The 18,747-nt window shown below is 70.3% G+C and carries 16 protein-coding genes; 4 read left to right on the forward strand and 12 right to left on the reverse strand.

What is annotated here, in order from left to right; all coding sequences use genetic code 11:
- Positions 1–4: 4 nt before the first annotated feature.
- From HNR28_RS09415 to HNR28_RS09435, 5 genes are all read right to left on the reverse strand, one after another.
- On the reverse strand, positions 5–1,003 hold the full coding sequence (locus HNR28_RS09415) for an aldo/keto reductase (RefSeq protein ID WP_151025217.1): 999 nt from the start codon (positions 1,001–1,003) through the stop codon (positions 5–7).
- 99 nt (positions 1,004–1,102) lie between these two features.
- Positions 1,103–2,248, reverse strand: a complete 1,146-nt coding sequence (locus HNR28_RS09420) for an ABC transporter substrate-binding protein (RefSeq protein ID WP_151025222.1) — start codon at positions 2,246–2,248, stop codon at positions 1,103–1,105.
- A gap of 171 nt (positions 2,249–2,419) precedes the next feature.
- A complete protein-coding gene (locus tag HNR28_RS09425) occupies positions 2,420–3,394 on the reverse strand; it encodes a PDR/VanB family oxidoreductase (protein WP_043681977.1) in 975 nt (324 codons plus the stop codon).
- 73 nt (positions 3,395–3,467) lie between these two features.
- A complete protein-coding gene (locus HNR28_RS09430; RefSeq protein ID WP_043681974.1) occupies positions 3,468–4,511 on the reverse strand; it encodes an aromatic ring-hydroxylating dioxygenase subunit alpha in 1,044 nt (347 codons plus the stop codon).
- 128 nt (positions 4,512–4,639) lie between these two features.
- The gene (locus HNR28_RS09435; protein ID WP_043681971.1) at positions 4,640–5,158 is read right to left on the reverse strand and encodes a MarR family winged helix-turn-helix transcriptional regulator; all 519 of its coding nucleotides are present in this window, start codon (positions 5,156–5,158) and stop codon (positions 4,640–4,642) included.
- A gap of 215 nt (positions 5,159–5,373) precedes the next feature.
- On the opposite strand from HNR28_RS09435, the gene HNR28_RS09440 reads away from it, so the two are divergent.
- The gene (locus tag HNR28_RS09440) at positions 5,374–6,093 is read left to right on the forward strand and encodes an alpha/beta fold hydrolase (RefSeq protein WP_151025218.1); all 720 of its coding nucleotides are present in this window, start codon (positions 5,374–5,376) and stop codon (positions 6,091–6,093) included.
- A 107-nt stretch (positions 6,094–6,200) separates the two neighbouring features.
- Here HNR28_RS09440 and HNR28_RS09445 read toward each other — a convergent pair whose 3' ends face one another.
- Both HNR28_RS09445 and HNR28_RS09450 read right to left on the reverse strand, forming a co-directional pair.
- Positions 6,201–7,052, reverse strand: coding sequence for a class III extradiol dioxygenase family protein (locus HNR28_RS09445; RefSeq protein WP_043681963.1), 852 nt, complete (start codon positions 7,050–7,052; stop codon positions 6,201–6,203).
- A 2-nt stretch (positions 7,053–7,054) separates the two neighbouring features.
- Positions 7,055–7,414: a protocatechuate 4,5-dioxygenase subunit alpha gene (locus tag HNR28_RS09450; RefSeq protein WP_043681960.1), complete on the reverse strand. Its 360-nt coding sequence runs from the start codon at positions 7,412–7,414 to the stop codon at positions 7,055–7,057.
- Between the two features lie 160 nt (positions 7,415–7,574).
- On the opposite strand from HNR28_RS09450, the gene HNR28_RS09455 reads away from it, so the two are divergent.
- On the forward strand, positions 7,575–8,534 hold the full coding sequence (locus HNR28_RS09455; protein WP_170288510.1) for a helix-turn-helix domain-containing protein: 960 nt from the start codon (positions 7,575–7,577) through the stop codon (positions 8,532–8,534).
- On the opposite strand, the gene pobA is transcribed toward HNR28_RS09455, so the two are convergent.
- Entirely contained in the window at positions 8,516–9,694 is a 1,179-nt protein-coding gene (gene pobA / locus HNR28_RS09460) for a 4-hydroxybenzoate 3-monooxygenase (protein ID WP_151025220.1), read from the reverse strand. The genes HNR28_RS09455 and pobA overlap by 19 nt on opposite strands.
- Before the next feature lie 191 nt (positions 9,695–9,885).
- On the opposite strand from pobA, the gene HNR28_RS09465 reads away from it, so the two are divergent.
- On the forward strand, positions 9,886–10,848 hold the full coding sequence (locus HNR28_RS09465; RefSeq protein WP_184142801.1) for a helix-turn-helix domain-containing protein: 963 nt from the start codon (positions 9,886–9,888) through the stop codon (positions 10,846–10,848).
- On the opposite strand, the gene HNR28_RS09470 is transcribed toward HNR28_RS09465, so the two are convergent.
- Both HNR28_RS09470 and HNR28_RS09475 read right to left on the reverse strand, forming a co-directional pair.
- The gene (locus HNR28_RS09470; protein ID WP_151025369.1) at positions 10,785–12,182 is read right to left on the reverse strand and encodes a sigma-54-dependent transcriptional regulator; all 1,398 of its coding nucleotides are present in this window, start codon (positions 12,180–12,182) and stop codon (positions 10,785–10,787) included. The two genes, HNR28_RS09465 and HNR28_RS09470, sit on opposite strands and share 64 nt — an antisense overlap.
- Positions 12,179–14,050: an ATP-binding protein gene (locus HNR28_RS09475; RefSeq protein ID WP_151025368.1), complete on the reverse strand. Its 1,872-nt coding sequence runs from the start codon at positions 14,048–14,050 to the stop codon at positions 12,179–12,181. The genes HNR28_RS09470 and HNR28_RS09475 overlap by 4 nt, the downstream gene beginning before the upstream one ends.
- Positions 14,051–14,337: 287 nt before the next feature.
- On the opposite strand from HNR28_RS09475, the gene HNR28_RS09480 reads away from it, so the two are divergent.
- Positions 14,338–15,714, forward strand: coding sequence for a dicarboxylate/amino acid:cation symporter (locus HNR28_RS09480; protein WP_151025367.1), 1,377 nt, complete (start codon positions 14,338–14,340; stop codon positions 15,712–15,714).
- A 111-nt stretch (positions 15,715–15,825) separates the two neighbouring features.
- Here HNR28_RS09480 and adhP read toward each other — a convergent pair whose 3' ends face one another.
- Positions 15,826–16,854, reverse strand: a complete 1,029-nt coding sequence (gene adhP, locus HNR28_RS09485) for an alcohol dehydrogenase AdhP (protein WP_151025366.1) — start codon at positions 16,852–16,854, stop codon at positions 15,826–15,828.
- A 141-nt stretch (positions 16,855–16,995) separates the two neighbouring features.
- The gene (gene exaC, locus HNR28_RS09490) at positions 16,996–18,522 is read right to left on the reverse strand and encodes an acetaldehyde dehydrogenase ExaC (RefSeq protein ID WP_151025365.1); all 1,527 of its coding nucleotides are present in this window, start codon (positions 18,520–18,522) and stop codon (positions 16,996–16,998) included.
- Between the last annotated feature and the right edge of the window lie 225 nt (positions 18,523–18,747).

Below are 18,747 nucleotides of genomic sequence, written 5' to 3' on the forward strand. Positions count from 1 at the left end.
GTCCTCAGGACGCCGGAAACCGTTCCGTATCGACTTCCGCCTGCGTGGCGGGCCCGTAGCGCTCGCCCGCCACCCGGTCGCGGGCGAACAGCCGCGCCAGTTCGTCGCGGGCTTCGGCATCCAGCCGCACGCCGGCCGCCCCGAGGTTTTCCTCCAGGTGCGCCAGCCGCGTCGTGCCGGGAATGGGGATGACGTCCTCGCCCTGGTGCAGCAGCCAGGCCAGCGCCAGCTGGCCGGGCGTGCAGCCGTGGTCCCGGGCCATGCGCCGCAGCGGCTCCAGCAGCGCCAGGTTGCGCGCGTAGGCCTCGGGCTGGAAGCGCGGCATGCGCCGCCGCAGGTCCGTGTCGTGCAGCCGCGCCACGTCGGGCAGGCCGTCGGCCAGGAATGCCCGCCCCAGCGGGCTGAAGGCCACCAGCGCCGCGCCCAGCTCGCGGCAGGCCCCCAGGACGGCGATCTCGACCTCGCGCGACCACAGGGAATATTCGCTCTGGACGGCGGCGACCGGGTGCACGGCGTGCGCCCGCCGCAGCGTGTCGGCCGAGACTTCGGACAGGCCGATGGCGCGGATCTTGCCCGCGCGGACCAAGTCCGCCAGGGCGCCCACGCTGTCCTCGATGGGCACGGACTTGTCCCAGCGGTGCAGGTAGTACAGGTCAATCACGTCGGTGCGCAGGCGGCGCAGCGAATCCTCGCAGGTGCGGCGCAGCGTCTCGGGCCGGCCGTCGATGCGGCGCCGGCCGTCTTCGCGGAAGATGCCGCATTTGCTGGCCAGCATGAAGCGGCTGCGATGCGGGGCCAGCACCCGGCCCAGGATTTCCTCGTTGTGGCCGAAGCCGTAGAGCGCCGCCGTGTCGAACAGCGTCACCCCCCGGTCCAGCGCCCCCAGCAGCAGGGCTTCGGCGGCGTCCGGCGAAGCGGCCGGACCGTAACCGTGGCTGAGGCTCATGCAGCCCAGGCCGATGGGAAACACATCGAACCCGGCAAGTGTGCGTGTCGTCTTCATAGCCTCCCGATTATCCCTGCATCCGGACGGCCCGGTAAGACCGGGCGCGTCACTAGCAGCTATGCCGGATTGCTATGGGGGACGGACACGCCCGTCAGGCTACATCTTCCCCGGATCCTTGACGGCTTCGACCGTGGCGAACTCCACGTTCTGCAGCACGCCGTCGACGCGTTCGACCTTGCGGATGTAGACGTTCTGGACGATGTCGCGCGTCTGCGGGTCGATTTCCACCGGGCCGCGCGGGCTGGTCCACTTCATGCCCTTGACCGCCGCCATGAAGGCGTCGCCGCTGGCGTCGCCCTTGGTCTTTTCCAGGGCCTCGCGGATCAGGCGCATGCCGTCGTAGGCCGCCACGGCCACCATGTTGGGCCGCGTGCCGGGATAGGCCCGGGCGTAGGCTTCGACGAAAGCCTTGTTCTCCGGCGAGGCATGCGCCTGGGAATAATGGAAGGAGGTGATCATGCCCAGGGCGTTGTCGCCCATGGCTTCGAGCACGTCCTCGGTGACCACGTCGCCGGTGGCCAGCAGCCGGATGCCGGCGTCGGCCAGGGCGCGTTCCTTGTAGCTCTTGGCGAAGGCGACGCCTTGTTCGCCGTTGGGCACGAACAGGAAGATCGCGTCCGGCTTCGCGTCCTTGATCTTCTGCAGGAAGGGCGCGAAATCGGGGCTGGTGAGCGGCGTGTGGACCTCGCCCACCACCTCGCCGCCGGCCTGGGCGAAGGTCTTCTTGAACTGGGCCGCCGCGTCGTGGCCCGGACCGTAGTCGGCCACGGCGACGTAGACCTTGCGGATGCCGTTGGCCGCCGCCCAGCTCGCCATCGGCGCGGCCACCTGAGGCAGGGTCATGGACGTGCGCACGATGTAGGGCGACTTCTCGGTGATCGAGGAGGTGGCGGCGTTCAGCACCACCATCGGCACCTTGGCCTCGGTCGCCAGGGGCGCCACGGAGAACGCGCCCGGCGTCAGGCCGAAGCCGGCCAGGATCTCGGCCTTGTCCTGGATCAGCAGGGTCTGCGCCTGGCGCTTGCTGATCGAGGGCGACACGCCGGTGTCGTCCTTGTCGATCAGCACGATCCGCCGGCCCGCCACCGTGTCGCCGTGCTCCTTCAGATAGAGCCTGGCGCCGTTGACCATCTGCTGCCCGGTCGAGGCGAACGGCCCCGACAGCGGCAGGATCATGCCGACCTTCAGGTCCTGGGCCTGGGCCGCGCCCAGCCCCCCCGCCGCGAGGACGCAGGCGGCCATCAATTTACCGATCGTATGCTTCACGGCTGTCTCCTTGTCTTGTCATCGTGAATTGCCATGGTGAATCGTCATCGTGAAATGCGTGTGTACGCGGGTGCGTACATGCAGGTGCGCCCCTGTGGGCATGTCCCCCCGGGCGGGCGCACCGATTCCGGGTCTCCGGATCCGGCCCTACAGGTCCAGCACCAGCAGCGGGGTCCGCGCGCGCGAGCAGCACGGCGTGAACTGGTCGTTGGCCGCGTGCTCGGCCTCGGTGAGATAGCTGTCCCGGTGGTCCGGAATGCCCGCGCGCACGCCCGTCAGGCAGGTGCCGCAGATGCCTTCCTCGCAGGACACGGGAATGAACACGCCCTGCCGGTCCAGCGCCGAGGTGATGGTCTCGTCGGCGGGAATGTCGAAGACCTCGCCGGTGCTGGCCAGCTGGACCTGGAAGGCCGTGTCCCCTTCGGCCGGGGCCGCGGGGCACTGGTCCTCGTCCAGGGCGAAGCGCTCGAAGTGGACGCGCGCCTCGTCCACGCCGGCGTCGCGCGCCTGATCGCGGACGAAGTCGATGTAGCCCGACGGCCCGCAGACGTAGACGTGGGTGCGCGCATCGGCCGCCGCCAGCACGGCGCGCGCGTCCAGGGCGGTGTCCGGCTCGTCGTCGAAATGCGCGCGGGCGTGCCCGGCCAGCGCCGAATCCAGGATCTCGTCCAGGAACGCGGCGCGGTCGCGGCTGCGGCAGCTGTAATGCAGCTCGAAGGCCGCGCCCGTCGCCTGGAGGCGGCGCGCCATGCACAGCAGCGGCGTGATGCCGATGCCGCCGGCGAACAGCAGGCTGCGCTCGGCGGCCACCAGCGGGAAGCGGTTGCGCGGCGCGCTGATGCGCAGCAGGTCGCCGACCTGCACGAGGTCGTGCACCGCCGCCGAGCCGCCGCGCGACCGCGGCTCGCGCAGCACCCCGATCAGGAAGCGGGACCGCTGCAGGCAGTCGTTGAGCAGGGAATACTGGCGGATGTAGCCGCCGGGCAGGTGCACGTCGATGTGCGCCCCGGGCGAGAACTCCGGCAGCAGGCCGCCGTCGGGGTCCACCAGTTCGAGGCTGACGACGTCCCGGGCGGCCTGATGCTTGCCGGCGACCCGTACGGACAGGGATTCGGTGATCATGTCTTTCTCTTTCCAATCGGCCCGGCCGGCATGCCGGGCCCTGTTTCGATCCGTCTGGCTCTTGCGCGGTCCTTCAGCCGGCGACCGCGGCTTCGGCCTCGGCCTGGACTAGGTCGTCGAGGATGCGCCGCGCCCGCACGCCGCCGGCGTCGATGTTCAGGGCCAGCAGCCGGCGGCCGGGGAAATCCCGCAGATTGCGCTGCTGCGCCTCCAGCACGGCCAGGTCCTGGCTGAAGATCCTGCCCTGCCCCGCGCGGATGGAGTCGGTCAGCGCGGCGTCGTCCGGCTGGAAATGGCGCGCCATGCCCCAGAAATACCAGTGCGAGGATTCGGTCTCGGGCGTCATGAAATCCACCACGACGGCCGAGACCTTGTCGCGCGGATCGGCCTCGAAGCCGCCCTTGCCCGCCAGCGCCACGCCCACGTCGATCAGCACGCGGCCCGGCGCGGTGAAGCGCGACATCTGCCAGCGGTCCACGCGCGCCTGGTCGTCCAGGCCGTGCGCCCGCATGGCCGCCTGCCAGAAGGGCGGCGCGACGACGCCGTGCATGACGCGGCTGGTGACGACCTGGTCGCCTTCCATGCGGGTCTGGACCGGCGCCTCGTCGATCTCGCCCTGGCCGATGCTGTCGGCGTGCACGTAGGCCTCGTGGGTCAGGTCCATCAGATTGTCGATCATCAGCCGGTAGTCGCAGCCGATATGATAAAGCCCCCCGCCGTAGGCCCATTCCGGATGGCCGGCCCAGAACAGGTCGGGAATGGCCGCCTCGTCGGCGCGGGCGGGGTCGCCGGGCCAGATCCAGACGAAGCCGTGCCGCTCCACCACCGGATAGCTGTGGATACAGGGAAAGCCGCCCACGCGCTGCTTGGGCATGGAGACGGCCTTGCCGTCGCAGCCCATGACCAGGCCGTGATAGCCGCACATCAGGTTGCCGTCCACCACCGCGCCCAGCGACAGCGCGGCGCCCCGGTGGGGACAGAAATCCTCCAGCGCCGCGACCCGGCCCTGCGCGCCGCGGTAGAGCACCACGGGTTGGCCGCAGATCGTGCGCCCCAGGGGCTTGTCCGTGACTTCGTCGGGCATGCAGGCCACATACCAGGCATTCTTGGGAAACATCGTCGGTCTCCTGGCGGGCCGCACGCGGACGCGCGGCTCGTGTTCATGGTTGAGAGGAATATTCAGTACACTGAACATTTAAACGTATCCTATTTCCCCGGACGACGATGCCATATCGGTGCTTACCCTTAGACCCTGCCAGCGACAGGGTTTCCTCCCGCCTCCGCGGCGGCGCCCGGCCGCGCCGCCGTCAGCGGGGCCCGGCTCTGGTGGTTGTTCACGTCCACCAGCTTCTGCAGCAGCGCCATGAAGCGGGCCTCTTCCCGGGGCGAGAATTTCTCGAAGATGCGCCGGTGCAGCCGGCCGATGGCGTCGTTGAGCCGCCACAGCAGGTCGCGGCCCTCGTCGGTCAGCGTCAGGATCCGCTGGCGGCGGTTGGCCGGGTCCACCCGCCGCGACAGCAGGCCTTTTTCCTCCAGCCGCGTCGCCACGCTGGCCGCGGTGGACGTGTCGATGGCCGCCAGGCCCGCCACGGACACCTGGTCGATGCCGGGATGGTCCAGCAGCACGCACAGCACGGCATACTGCATGGGCGTGACCTGGTTGCCGATCTCGTCGTGGAAGATCGAGGCCGAAATCTGCTGCGCGCGTCGCAGCAGGTGGCCGGGCTGGGTATAGAGGGGTTCTCGCAGGATCGGATCGGACATGCGGACGTTTCACCGGAAACCGCCGGGCGCGCGGCCGGAAGGACAGACGGGCGGGCGCCGCCCCCGCGCCCGGCGGACGGCGCGGACCGGAGCTCAAACCCCGTCCCGGCCGTCCCGCATTCGATTATCGTCCAGACCGGGGCCGGCGCGCGAGCCGGCCGGCCGGCGCGGCCCGCGCACGCATCCATCCCCCACCGTCATTTCCAGGAGACTTCATGAACGATACGCGCCCCACCTTCGTCCTGCTGCACGGCCTGCTGTGCGACGCGGACACCTGGGCCGACTTCATCGGCCCGCTTTCGCGCCTGGGCCACGTCCTGGCCGCGGACCTGAGCGGCATCGATTCCCTGCCCGAGGCGGCGCGCGAGATCCTGGCGCGCACGACCGGGCCGCTGATCGTGGCGGGGCATTCGATGGGCGGGCGCGTCGCCCTGGAAATGGCGCGCCGGGCGCCGCGGCGCTGCCGCGCCCTGATCCTCATGAACACCGGCTACCGGGGGCTGGGCGAAGGCGAGAGCGAAAAGCGCATGGCCCTGGTGCGCGCCGCCCGGGCCGGCGGCATCCAGGCCATCGCCGACGACTGGCTCGACGGCATGATCGCGTCCGCGACCCGCGGCGACGCCGCCCTGATGGCCAGGATGCGCGCCATGGTCCTGCGCTCGACGCCGGATTCCTTCGCCGGCCAGATCCAGGCCCTGATCGGCCGGCCGGACGCGACCGGCCTGCTGGGCCGGCTCGCCTGCCCCGTGCTGCTCATGAGCGGCACCGAGGACCGCTGGAGTCCGCTGGAGCGCCATGCGGACATGGCCTCCAGGGTGCCGGACGCGACCCTGGAGGCCATCGGGGGCGCCGGCCACATGGCGCCGTTCGAGGCCCCCGCGGCCTGCCTGTCGGCGATCACCGGCTGGCTGGCGCGGCGGGGGCTTTCCGGCTGACCCCGCCGGGTCCGCATTCAGCCGGGGCGCGGGGCGGGCAGCCGGAGACGGTGCTGCTGCCCGGCGAGGCGAACCGACGGCGCGATACGGCCGAAGGCCCAGCCGGATCAGGCCGGTTCCAGCACCAGCAGCCCGGTGGCCGTGTTGGAGATCGGCACGTGGTAGTGCGCGTGGTGCTGCTTGACCGGGATGTCGTCCAGTGCGCCGCGCGCCGCCACCCACATCAGCAGTTCGATGCCCTGCGTGCCGGTGAGCTCCACCAGTTCTTCGTTGGAGTACCGGGTGATCCATTTCGGATCGTCCACCAGGCTTTCCATGAACTGCTGGTCGAAGGACTTGTTGATGAAGCCGGCGCGCTCGCCGTCGAGCTGGTGCGACAGGCCGCCGCTGGCGATGACGAGCACGCGCCGGTCGTCGTCCCAGGACTCGATCGCGCGGCGCAGCGACTGGCCCATGCGGTAGCAGCGCGCGGCCGAGGGATACGGCGCCAGGACGGTGTTGATGCACACCGGCACGATCTCCACCGGCCATTCGCCGGCTTCCTTGCCTTCCGGCCAGAGCAGCGCCAAGGGCAGCGACACGGAGTGATCGACCAGGGCTTCCTGGCAGGTGGTGATGTCGAACTCGTCCGCGACCAGGGTCTCGACGATGTGCCAGGACAGGTCCACGCAGCCGCGCGCCGCCGCCAGCGGCGGAATGCCCCAGCCCTCGTCGGCGTTGCGGTAGACGTCCGCCGCGCCCACGGCGAAGGTCGGCATCTTGTCGAGGAAGAAATTCAGGCCGTGGTCGTTGTGCACGATGACCACCACGTCGGGACGCTCGCGCGCCAGCCATTCGCGCGCCTTGCCGTAGGCGTCGAAGAAGGGCTTCCAGTACGGATCCTGCTGCTTCTGGTGGGCCAGGGCGCCGCCGATGGCGGGGACGTGGGACGTGCTGATGCTGCCGATGAGATGTGCCATGGTCATGCTCCTGCCGCAACGAGTTTGGCCTGGAAGGCCTCTTTGGTGACGCCGGTCTGCTGGGCGCCGATGTCCTGCATGTCCAGACCGAAGATGCCCGCCAGCTTGGCCAGGTAGTAGGGGTGGCCCCCGGCGGCGATCATCTTCAGGACCTGGCGGCTGCGGACGGCCTCCTTCTGCGCTTCCGTCAGGTTGTAGCGCGTCATGTAGGCTTCCTCGTCCCGCAGGAAGGCTTCGCGGCACTCGGCCGCGTTGAAGCTGAAGCACATGCGGTTCAGGGCGTAGCCGATGCGGGCCAGGTCGCCATCGAAGATCATGGTGCCGGGGATCTCCCGCCGGCGCTTGCGTGTCGCTGCTGTCATTGATGTCTCCTTGTGGTTGAGAGAGGTCGGCCGCCGCGCCGATGTCGCGGCGGGTACGGACAGGCCCATGGTGACGCAGGACGGATCTTTGGAGAATGGACTTTTGATTTTTAAAAATGTACATTTCGTGGATGCATGCCCCCACTCCCGGGAGGACCCCATGGAGTCCCTGACGCCGGCGCCGCCGGCCCATGACCACACTGCCATCCCCATCTATAAGCTGTATGGCTACGGCAACGTCTGGACCGCATCGGACCCGCTCTACTGCGAAACCATCGCGGCCCAGGAAAAATTGCACAATTGGCATGTGACGGCCCACAAGCACACGGACCTGTTCCAGGTGCTGTTCCTGGAGTCGGGCGAGGTCACGGTGGTGCTGGACGGGCGCGAGCGCACGCTGCGCCCGGGGCGGCTGGTGCTGGTGCCGCAGCGGGTGGTGCACGAATTCATCTTCCGCCCGGGCTCGAACGGCTACATCCTGACGCTGACCTACGCGCTGCTGCACGGGCTGTGCGCGCGCTTCGGGCTGGCGCTGACCGCCGCCACCGATCCGGCCGTGCTGGTGATGGGCACGGACGAGGCCGGCCGGCACGTGGCCCTGAGCTTCCGCCAGCTGGACCGCGAATACCGCGGCCTGCACAGCCCGCAGCGCGGGCCGCTGCTGGAATCGCTGCTGTCGGCCATCCTGGTCTGGATCCATCGCCAGGGCTACCCGGCCAACCCGGCCGCCGCCGGCGCCGATCCAGGCAGCCAGCACCTGACGCGCTACGCCCGGATGATCGAGGACCACCACGCCCGCCAGCACCGGGTGGGCTGGTACGCGCAGCGCATCGGCGTGACGCCCGCCCACCTGAACGCCATCGTCCAGGCCCTGACGGGCAAGTCCGCCCTGGAACTGATCCACGAGCGGCTGCTGCTGGAGGCCCGCCGCGAGCTCATCTACACGCCGCGCCCCATCGGCGCGATCTCCGATTCGCTCGGCTTCGCCGACCCGGGCTATTTCACGCGCTTCTTCAAGCGGCTGGCGGGCGTCTCGCCCAAGGACTTCCGCCGCCGGGCGCTGGCGCCCGGCGCGGACCAGGCCACCGATCAGGCCACCGATCAGACCACCGGCTCGTAGGGCAGGCCGACGTAGTTTTCCGCGATGGTGGTCAGGCCGGCCCGGGTGCTGGTGTAGTAGTCCTGCTCGGCCTTCTGGATGCGCTGGCTGAAGGCGTCGTCGTCGAAGGTGTGCAGCAGCATGCTCATCCACCAGGAAAAACGCTCGGCCTTCCAGACCCGGCGCAGGGCGATTTCCGAGTAGCGGTCCAGCAGCTCGGGGCGCCCCTCCAGGCAGGCGCCGCGCAGCGCGTGGTAGAGCGTGTAGACGTCGCTGGAGGCCAGGTTCAGGCCCTTGGCGCCGGTGGGCGGCACGATGTGCGCGGCATCGCCCACCAGGAACAGCTTGCCGAATTTCATCGGCTCGGCCACGAAGCTGCGCAGCGGCGCGATGCTCTTCTCGATGGAGGGGCCGGTCACCAGCTTGGCCGCGACGTCCTCGGGCAGCCGGGCCGACAGTTCCGTCCAGAAGCGGTCGTCGGACCATTCCTCGACGTGCTCGGCCAGGCTGCACTGGATGTAGTAGCGGCTGCGCGTGCGCGAGCGCATGCTGCACAGCGCGAAGCCGCGCGGGTTGTGGACGTAGATCAGCTCGTCCTCGACGGGCGGCGTGTCGGACATCAGGCCCAGCCAGCCGAAGGGATACACGCGCTCGAATTCCTTGATCCTGTCCTTGGGCGCCGACTTGCGCGAGACGCCGTGGAAGCCGTCGCAGCCGGCGATGTAGTCGCATTCCAGCGTCTTCTTCCGGCCCTGGTGGATGAAGGTGACGCGCGGCCTGCCGTCCAGGAAATCGTGCAGCTGCACGTCCTCGGCTTCGTAGCAGATGGGCGCGCCGCTCGCCTGGCGGGCGGCCATCAGGTCGCGCGTGACTTCCGTCTGGCCGTAGACCAGCACCGACTGGCCGGTCAGCGCCTTCAGGTCGACGTGCTCGCGCCGCCCCTGGAAGGACAGGGTGATGCCGTGGTGCACCAGGCCCTCGCGGTCCATGCGCTCGGACACGCCGGCCTCGCGCATCAGGTCGACGAAGCCGTACTCCAGCACGCCGGCGCGGATGCGGCCCAGCACGTAGTCGGGCGTGTGGCGCTCCAGGATGACATTGTCGATGCCGCAGCGGTGCAGCAGCTGGCCCAGCAGCAGCCCCGAGGGGCCCGCGCCGATGATGGCGACTTGCGTCTTCATATGTTCCTCCATTCTCTTTCCAGGTGAAATCTTTGCAGGTGGCTTTTTCCAGGGGCCGTCTCCCCGGCGGGCGGGGCGGCGGACGATCGCCCGGGTCCGGTCCGTGCCTTTGCCGGGCACCGGGCGTGGAACAGATAGTGCGCCCGCCCAAGCCCTTTTGGAATGGACTTTTGAGGATTAAACTTGCCAGGATGAAATATTTCGATCATGCGCCGATCTTCAAGCTCTACGGCGGGCGGGAAGAATGGTCCGGAGCGGAGCGGGTGCATTGCGAAACCATCGCCTCGCGCAGCCGCTTGCACAATTGGCATATCCGGCCCCACCGGCATTCGGGGCTCTACCAGATCCTCCACCTGCAGCGGGGCCGGGCCGTCGTCTGCCTGGACGAGGCGCGGCACGCCGTGGACGGGCCCGCGGTCATCGAGGTGCCGCAGGCCTTCGTGCACGGATTCGAGTTCGACGAGGACTGCGCCGGCCACGTCGTGACGATCGCCTATCCCCTGCTGATGCGCCTGGTCCGCCTGCTCGGGCCGCGTGCCGCCCCGCCGCCGCAGCCGGTCCTGCACGCCCTCGCGGACGAGGACGGCGCGAACCTGAGCGAGGCCTTCGCGCAGCTGAACGCCCGCTACCTGACCCAGGAGGAGTTCCGCGACGCGCGCATCGAGGCCTGGCTGACGCTGATCTACGCGCGGCTGCGCAGCCGCCGCCCGGGCACGGAACCCGACGCCCCGCCCCGCCCGCGGGGCCTGGAACACCACACGCGCTTCGGCGAACTGCTGGAAGCCTCGTACGCCGCGCACCACGACGTGGCCTGGTACGCGGCGCGGCTGGGCATGACCGCCGCGCACCTGAACGTGATCACCCGCGCCCATGCCGGCAAATCCCCGCTGCAGCTGATCCACGAGCGGCTGGCGCTGGAGGCCGGACGCAGCCTGATCTACACCTCGATGACCATCGGCGAGATCTCCGACGCCCTGGGATTCTCGGAGCCCGCGCATTTCACGCGCTTCTTCCGCAAGGCGGCCGGGGAGTCGCCGCGCGCGTTCCGCCGGCGCGCCTGGGAGCAGGGCCGCGCGGCGGCCGCCCCGGCTCAGGCGCCGGGCTCTTCCGCCGGCGCGGCGCGGGCCTCGTCCGCGGCGCCCGGGCGCGCATAGGCCTGCCGGTCGATGCCGTAGCGGCGCAGCTTGTCGTAGAGCGTCTTGCGCGGCAGCCCCAGCGCCGCCAGCGTGCCGCGGATGTCGCCGCCGTGGGCGGCCAGGGCCTCGCGGATCAGTTCGGCCTCGTAGCGCTCGACGCGCTCGGGCAGGCTGCCGGCGTCTCCCGCCGGCGCGGCCGGGTCCGCCGCCGGGACCTGCTGCACGCCCAGCACGCAGCGGTCCGCGAAGTGCGCCAGCTCGCGCACGTTGCCGGGCCAGTCGTGGCGCATCAGGTGGCGCCACAGCGCGGGATCCACCTGCGGCGCCGGGCAGCCGAAGCGGCGCGCGGCCAGGCCCGCGAAATGAGCGAACAGCAGCGGGATGTCCTCGCGCCGCTCGCGCAGCGGCGGGATGTTCACCGTCACGACGTTGAGCCGGTAGTACAGGTCCTCGCGGAAGCGCGCGCGCAGGGCCGGATCGCCCAGGTCGGCCTTGGTGGCGGCCACCACCCGCAGGTCCACGGCGCGCTGCTCGTTGGTGCCCAGCGGCGCGACCTGGCGCGTTTCCAGCACGCGCAGCAGGCGCACCTGCATCGCCGGCGACATGCTCTCGATCTCGTCGAGGAACAGCGTGCCCCCGTCGGCATGCTCGATGCGGCCCACGCGGCGCTTCTGCGCGCCGGTGAAGGCGCCGGCCTCGTGGCCGAACAGCTCGCTCTCGATCACGGACTCGGGCAGCGCGCCGCAGTTGATGGCGACGAAGGGCGCGTCCCGCCGGCGGCTGAGCCGGTGCAGGACCTGGGCGACGACCTCCTTGCCGCTGCCGGTCTCGCCGTGCACCAGCACGTCCACGTCGGCGTCGGCCACGTGCCGCAGCAGCTCGCGGATCCGCACGATGGCCGGCGCGTTGCCGATCAGCATCGATTCCGCGGCATCGCCCTCGCGCTCGGCCTGCGCCCGCAGCCGGCGGTTTTCCAGCACCAGCCGCCGCTGCGCCGCGCCGTGGCGGATGGCGGCCAGCAGCCGCTCGGGCGCGTAGGGCTTGGAGAGGAAATCGTAGGCGCCCTCGCGCATGGCGCCCACCGCCATCTCGATGTCCCCGTGCCCGGTGATGAGGATCACGGGGATCTCCGGGTCCAGGCGCCGCACGTGCCGGAACAGCGTCAGGCCGTCCATCTCGGCCATGCGCACGTCGGTGACCAGGACGCCGGGGAACGTGTCCGTGAGCAGGTCCAGGGCCTCCAGCGCGCTCGCGCAGGCGCGCACGGACACGCCCTGCAGGTCGAGCGCCTGCGCATTGGCGTCGCGCACGTCCGCGTCGTCGTCCACGAACAGCACTTCCACGGGATTCATGCTCCCTCCTCCATCGGTTCCAGTGCCACCTCGAATGCCGCGCCCCGCGCGGCGTCGAGCGCTTCGAGCGTGCCGCCGAACTCGGCCAGGATGTCGCGCGAGATCACCAGGCCCAGCCCCACGCCCTGCGCCCGGGTGGTGAAGAAGGGCGTGAACAGGTGCTCGCGCGCGGCCGGATCGATGCCCGGCCCGTTGTCCTCGATGCGCACCCGCACCCGCCCGCCGGCGCGCGCGACGCTCAGGCGCACGCAGGGGCGTTCGGCCTGCGCGAGGGCCTCCAGCGCGTTGTGCAGCAGGTTGACGAAGACCTGCTCCAGGCGCATGGCGTCGGCCCGCACCCGGGGCGACGGCCCGGCGCGCCCGTCCTCCAGGCGCACGCCCTGCCGGCCCAGGCGCGGCCCGACCAGCATCAGCGCGCCATCCAGCGCCGCGTCGAGCTCGACCGCCTCCACGCAGGCCACCCGCTTGCGCGAGAAAGCCCGCAGCTCCTGGGTGATGCCGCCGATGCGCTCGGTCAGGCGGGCGATGGTGGACAGGTTCTCGTGCGCGCGGTCGGGCTGGCCGCGCCGCAGGAATTCGCCGGCATTGTCGGCATAGGTCCGGATCGCGCCGACCGGCTGGTTGATCTCGTGCGCCACGCCCGCCACGACCTGCCCCAGCAGCGACAGCTTGTTGGCCTGGACCAGTTCGTCCTGCATCTCGTGCAGGCGCGCCTCGGCGCGGCGGCGCTCGTCGATCTCGGCGCGCAGCCGCTCGTTGGCGTGCCGCAGCTCGCCCGTGCGCACGCGCACCTCGGCTTCGAGCGCGTCGCGCGCCGCCTGCAGCGCGCGCGCCCGCCGCCGCCGCTGCGCGGCCCACCACCCCGCCATGCCCAGGGCGGTCAGGGCCAGCAGGGTCAGCGCCTGGGCGGCGAGCGCGGCCTGGGCCAGGGCGGCCGACACGGGCTTGAGCAGATGCAGGCGCCAGCCGTCCATGTGCGCCACGGCCTGCTCGACGTGCAGCACGCGCGCGCCCCTGTCCAGGCCGGCCGCCGCGCGCGTCAGGCGCAGCAGGGGCGCCGGGGACAGGTCCTCGTCCACCAGGAACGGCTCCAGGGGCAGCGGATCCAGGGGCGCCGCGCCGAACTGCAGGCTGGCGCGGACCTGCACCGCCTCGACCGGCGACATGGGCCGCGCCACCCGGTAATGCCAGTCCTCCGGATAGCCCAGCAGCACCACCTGGCGCCCGTCGGTGACGAACTGCGGCATGCCGCTGCGGGCCCAGGCGGATTCCAGGTCGCGGAAGCCGATCTTGAGCACCACCACGCCCAGCGGGCCGTGCGCGCCGTCGATCCGGCGCGACAGGTACAGGCCCGCCTCGTGGCTCACCACTCCGAGCGCGAAATGCGCGGCGTCGCGGGCGGCCATGGCGTCCCTGAAATACGGCCGGAAGCGGTAGTCGTGGCCGACGAAGGAATCCGGCTCGCGCCAGTTGCTCGCCGCCACGGTCCAGCCGCTCGCGTCCAGCACGTACAGGACGGAAGGCCCCAGTTCCCGGCTCAGCGTCTCCAGGCGGCGGTTCAGCGCCTCCAGCGCGACCGGGGCGGGGGATTCCAGCGCGGCCTCCAGCGCCGTGTCCTGCGCCAGCACGCGCGGAATGGCGCGGAATTTGTCGAGCTTGTGGCCCAGCGCGGTGAGGCTCAACTGCGCCGAGACGCGCGCCTGGGATTCCAGATCGCGCAGGGCGCGCTCCCGCGCCCAGGCGCCGGCGCCCCAGAGCGCGCCCGCCAGCAGGGCGGCCCCCGCGACGGCCAGCAGCCAGCGCACCAGCCAGACGGATGGCCGGCGCCGGGAGGCGCGCGCGGCGGCGGAGGGTGGGGGAAGAGGCATGCTCGTCCTGGCGGAATTTCGGACATTCTACCGCATGGGTGTGCGGAATTCCGCCAAACCCCGATCCGGAGGGTGGCGGCCCGGCGGCCGGCATGCCGCCGCAGGCGCGGGAAAATTCTTTCCAATCAATCGGATACTGTCCATTCCGGAGCGTCTGGAAAAACTGGCATGGAGATTGCTTTGTCCTTCTGCGGCGGGTCTTGCGAGGATGCCGCCTTCCCTTGAAAAAGATGCCGGGGCCGATGCGGCGGACCCGCCCCGCCCGGCCCTGTCTGGAGACACAGACCATGCTCGATATCCCGACCCGCGCCCTCCCCGCGCGCAAACTGCCGTTCTACCGGATCCTCTACGTCCAGGTGCTGTTCGCCATCGCCGTGGGCATCCTGCTCGGGCACTACGCGCCCGCGCTGGGCGAAGCCATGAAGCCCCTGGGCGACGGCTTCATCAAGCTCGTCAAGATGATCATCGCCCCGGTGATCTTCCTGACCGTGACGACCGGCATCGCCGCCATGAGCGACCTGAAGAAGGTCGGCCGCGTCACGGGCAAGGCCATGCTGTATTTCCTGACCTTCTCGACCCTGGCGCTGGTGATCGGCATGATCGTCAGCCACGTCGTGCAGCCCGGCGCCGGCATGCACATCGATCCGGCGTCCCTGGACCAGGGCGCGGTGGCCACCTACGTGTCCAAGGCGCACGATTCCACCATCAGCGGCTTCCTGATGAACATCATCCCGGCCACGATGTTCAGCCCCTTCGTCAGCGGCGACATCCTCCAGGTCCTGTTCGTCGCCGTGCTCGCGGGCATCGCCCTGGCCATCATCGGCGAACGCGCCAAGCCGGTGCTGGACCTGCTCACCGCCCTGGCCGCGCCGGTCTTCAAGATCGTGGAGATCCTGATGAAGGCCGCGCCCGTCGGGGCCTTCGGCGCCATGGCCTTCACCATCGGCAAGTACGGCATCGGCTCGGTGCTGAACCTGGCGATGCTGGTGGGCACCTTCTACGCCACCGCCGTGCTGTTCGTGCTGCTCGTGCTGGGCGCGGTGGCCCGCTACAACGGCTTCTCGATCCTGAAGCTGGTGCGCTACATCCGCGAGGAGCTGCTGCTGGTGCTGGGCACCAGTTCCTCGGAAGCCGCCCTGCCCACCCTGATGCAGAAGATGGAAGGCGCCGGCTGTTCCAAGTCGGTCGTGGGCCTGGTGATCCCCACGGGCTATTCCTTCAACCTGGACGGCACCAACATCTACATGACCATGGCGGCCCTGTTCATCGCGCAGGCCTGCGACATTCCCCTGAGCCTGGGCGACCAGATCCTGCTCCTGCTGGTGGCCATGCTCAGCTCCAAGGGCGCCGCCGGCGTCACCGGCGCCGGCTTCATCACGCTGGCGGCCACGCTGTCGGTCATCCCCTCGGTGCCGGTGGCCGGCATGGCCCTGATCCTGGGCGTGGACCGCTTCATGTCCGAATGCCGTGCGCTCACCAACCTGGTGGGCAACGCCACCGCCACCGTGGTGGTGGCCCGCTGGGAAGGCGAGCTGGACACGCGCCGCCTGGACGCGGCCCTGTCCTCGGGCGAGATGCCGACGGACACCGCCGCCCAGACCCAGCCGCTCGGCCTGGTCGAGTCCCAGGGCCAGGCCGCCCTGCGGGTCGGCCAGGCGGCCTGAGGCCGGATACGCAGCCCGGCCGCGCCCGCCTGCGCGGGCCGGCCGCGGCGCAATCCCGCCCGGCCGGCTCCGGGACCGGGATCAGGTCCGGGATCAGGTCCGGCTCCAGTCCTAGGCCGCCATGTCGAGCACGACGCGGCCGTCGATGCGGCCCTGCAGCATGCGCTCGAAGACCTGGTTGACGTTCTCCAGCTTCTCGGTGGAGACGGTGGCCGCGACCTTCCCGGCGCCGGCGAAGTCCAGCGCCTCCTGGAGATCCAGGCGGGTCCCGACGATGGAGCCGCGCACGGTGATGCCGTTGAGCACCATGTCGAAGATCGGCAGGGGGAAGTCGCCCGGCGGCAGGCCGTTCAGGGCGATCGTGCCGCCGCGCCGCGCCATGCCCAGGGCCTGCTCGAAGGCCTTGGGAGACACGGCGGTCACCAGCACGCCGTGGGCGCCGCCGATCTCGCGCCGCAGGTACGCCGCGGGATCGGTTTCCCGGGCGTTCACCGTCACCTCCGCGCCCAGCCGGCGCGCCAGCGCGAGCTTGCTGTCGTCGATGTCCACCGCCGCGACGTTCAGGCCCATGGCCCGGGCGTACTGGACCGCCATGTGGCCCAGGCCGCCGATCCCGGAGATCACCACCCAGTCGCCCGGCTTGGTGTCGGTGACCTTCAGGCCCTTGTACACGGTGACGCCCGCGCACAGGACCGGCGCGATCTCGACGAAGCCGACGCCATCGGGCAGGCGGCCGACGTAGTCGGCCTCGGCGACGGTGTAGCGGGCAAAGCCGCCATTGACCGAATAGCCGGTGTTCTGCTGGCTCTCGCACAGGGTTTCCCAGCCGCCCAGGCAATGCGCGCAATGCCCGCAGGCCGAATACAGCCAGGGGATGCCCACGCGGTCGCCCTCCTTGACGTGGCGCACGCCGGCTCCCAGGCCGACCACGTAGCCCACGCCCTCGTGGCCCGGGATGAAGGGCGGCTTGGGCTTGACCGGCCAGTCGCCGTGCGCGGCGTGCAGGTCGGTATGGCAGACTCCGGATGCCTCGATCTGCACCAGGATCTGGCCCGGACCGGGCCGGGGCACGGCGACTTCCTCGATCGCCAGCGGCTTGCCGAATTCGCGCACGACGGCGGCTTTCATGGTGGTTTCCATCGATGTGTTCTCCTTTTTCCGGCCAAAGGCTCCCCCGGCGCTCCGGCGGAGCGCCCTTCTTTTCGGAGCCCGGCTCTGATTTGAAAGACTGGGAAGAGCTGAATGAAGGACGCCGGCCATCGGGCCGGCGTCACGACTGCGTCAGAAGAACCCGAGCGCGTCCGGGCTGTAGCTGACCAGCAGGCACTTGGTCTGCTGGTAGGCGTTCAGCGCCATCTTGTGGTTCTCGCGGCCGATGCCGGACTGCTTGTAGCCGCCGAAGGCGGCGTGCGCCGGGTAGAGGTGGTAGCAGTTGGTCCAGACCCGGCCGGCCTGGATCTGGCGCCCGACGCGGTAGGCCTGCGAGCCGTCGCGCGTCCACACCCCGGCCCCCAGGCCGTAGTCGGTGTCGTTGGCGATGGCGATGGCCTCGTCCTCGTCCCGGAAGGTCATGACGGAGGCCACGGGGCCGAAGATTTCCTCCTGGAAGACGCGCATGTCGTTCTCGCCGAACAGCAGCGTGGGCTTGACGTAGAAGCCCTGGTCCAGGCCGGCGCCGGGCACGTTGCGCGCCCCGCCCGTCAGGCAGCGGGCGCCTTCCTCGCGGCCGATGTCGATGTAGCCCAGGATCTTGTCCATCTGCGCCTTGGATACCTGGGCGCCCAGCATGGTGGAGGCGTCCAGGGGGTGGCCGGTCTTCATGGATTCGACCCGCTTGATGGCGCGCTCGATGAAGCGCTCGTAGATGGATTCCTGGATCAGGATGCGCGAGGGGCAGGTGCAGACCTCGCCCTGGTTCAGGGCGAACATGCTCAGGCCTTCCAGCGCCTTGTCGAAGAAGGCGTCTTCCTGGTCCATCACGTTGGCGAAGAAGATGTTGGGGCTCTTGCCGCCCAGCTCCACCGTGCTGGGGATCAGGTTGTCGGCGGCCGCGCGCAGGATGTGCTTGCCGGTCGGCGTCGAGCCGGTGAAGGCGATCTTGGCGATGCGCTTGCTGGAGGCGAGCGCCGCGCCGGCTTCCTTGCCGAAGCCGTTGACGATGTTGAGCACGCCGGGCGGCAGCAGGTCGCCGATCAGTTCCATCAGCACCAGGATCGAGGCCGGCGTCTGCTCGGCGGGCTTGAGCACCACGCAGTTGCCCGCCGCCAGGGCCGGGCCGAGCTTCCAGGCGGCCATCAGCAGGGGAAAGTTCCAGGGGATGATCTGCCCCACGACGCCCATGGGCTCGTGGAAATGGTAGGCCACCGTGGTCTTGTCGATTTCCGAGATGCCGCCTTCCTGGGCGCGGATGCAGCCGGCGAAATAGCGCAGGTGGTCGACGGCCAGGGGCAGGTCCGCCGCCATGGTCTCGCGCAGCGGCTTGCCGTTGTCGATGGTCTCGGCCACCGCCAGCAGGCGCAGGTTCTGTTCCATGCGGTCGGCGATGCGCAGCAGCACGCCGGCGCGCTCCGTCACCGAGGTCTCGCCCCAGGCCTTGCGCGCGGCGTGGGCGGCATCCAGCGCGGCTTCGACGTCGGCGGCGTCCGAACGCGGAACCTCGCAGAACACCTGCCCGGTGATCGGCGAAAGGTTGTCGAAATACTGCCCCGCGGCCGGCGCCACCCAGCGTCCGCCGATGTAGTTCTCGTAGTGCTTCTTGTAGGGAAAGCCGATATCGATGCCAAAGTGCTTCAGGTCGGTCATGTCCATGTCTGTCTCCTTGGTAGGGGGCCGGACCCTGCGCGGGCGGGACCCCGGACGCGCCGCCGCGCTGCGCGGCGGTGCTCCCTTCCGTCAAAGCAAGGACCGTGCCAACTATTGCCCGGCACTGCCCGCGGTCCCCGGCGGAATCGGCGCGCGCCGCCATGCCGGGCCGCGGACCGGAGCGGCGGCAGGCGCCGCGCGGTTCTCCGGACGCGGCTTTCAAAGACCGGG

Origin of the sequence: Castellaniella defragrans (assembly GCF_014203015.1) — a bacterium.
In the GTDB taxonomy this organism is placed as follows: Bacteria; Pseudomonadota; Gammaproteobacteria; order Burkholderiales; family Burkholderiaceae_B; genus Castellaniella; species Castellaniella defragrans.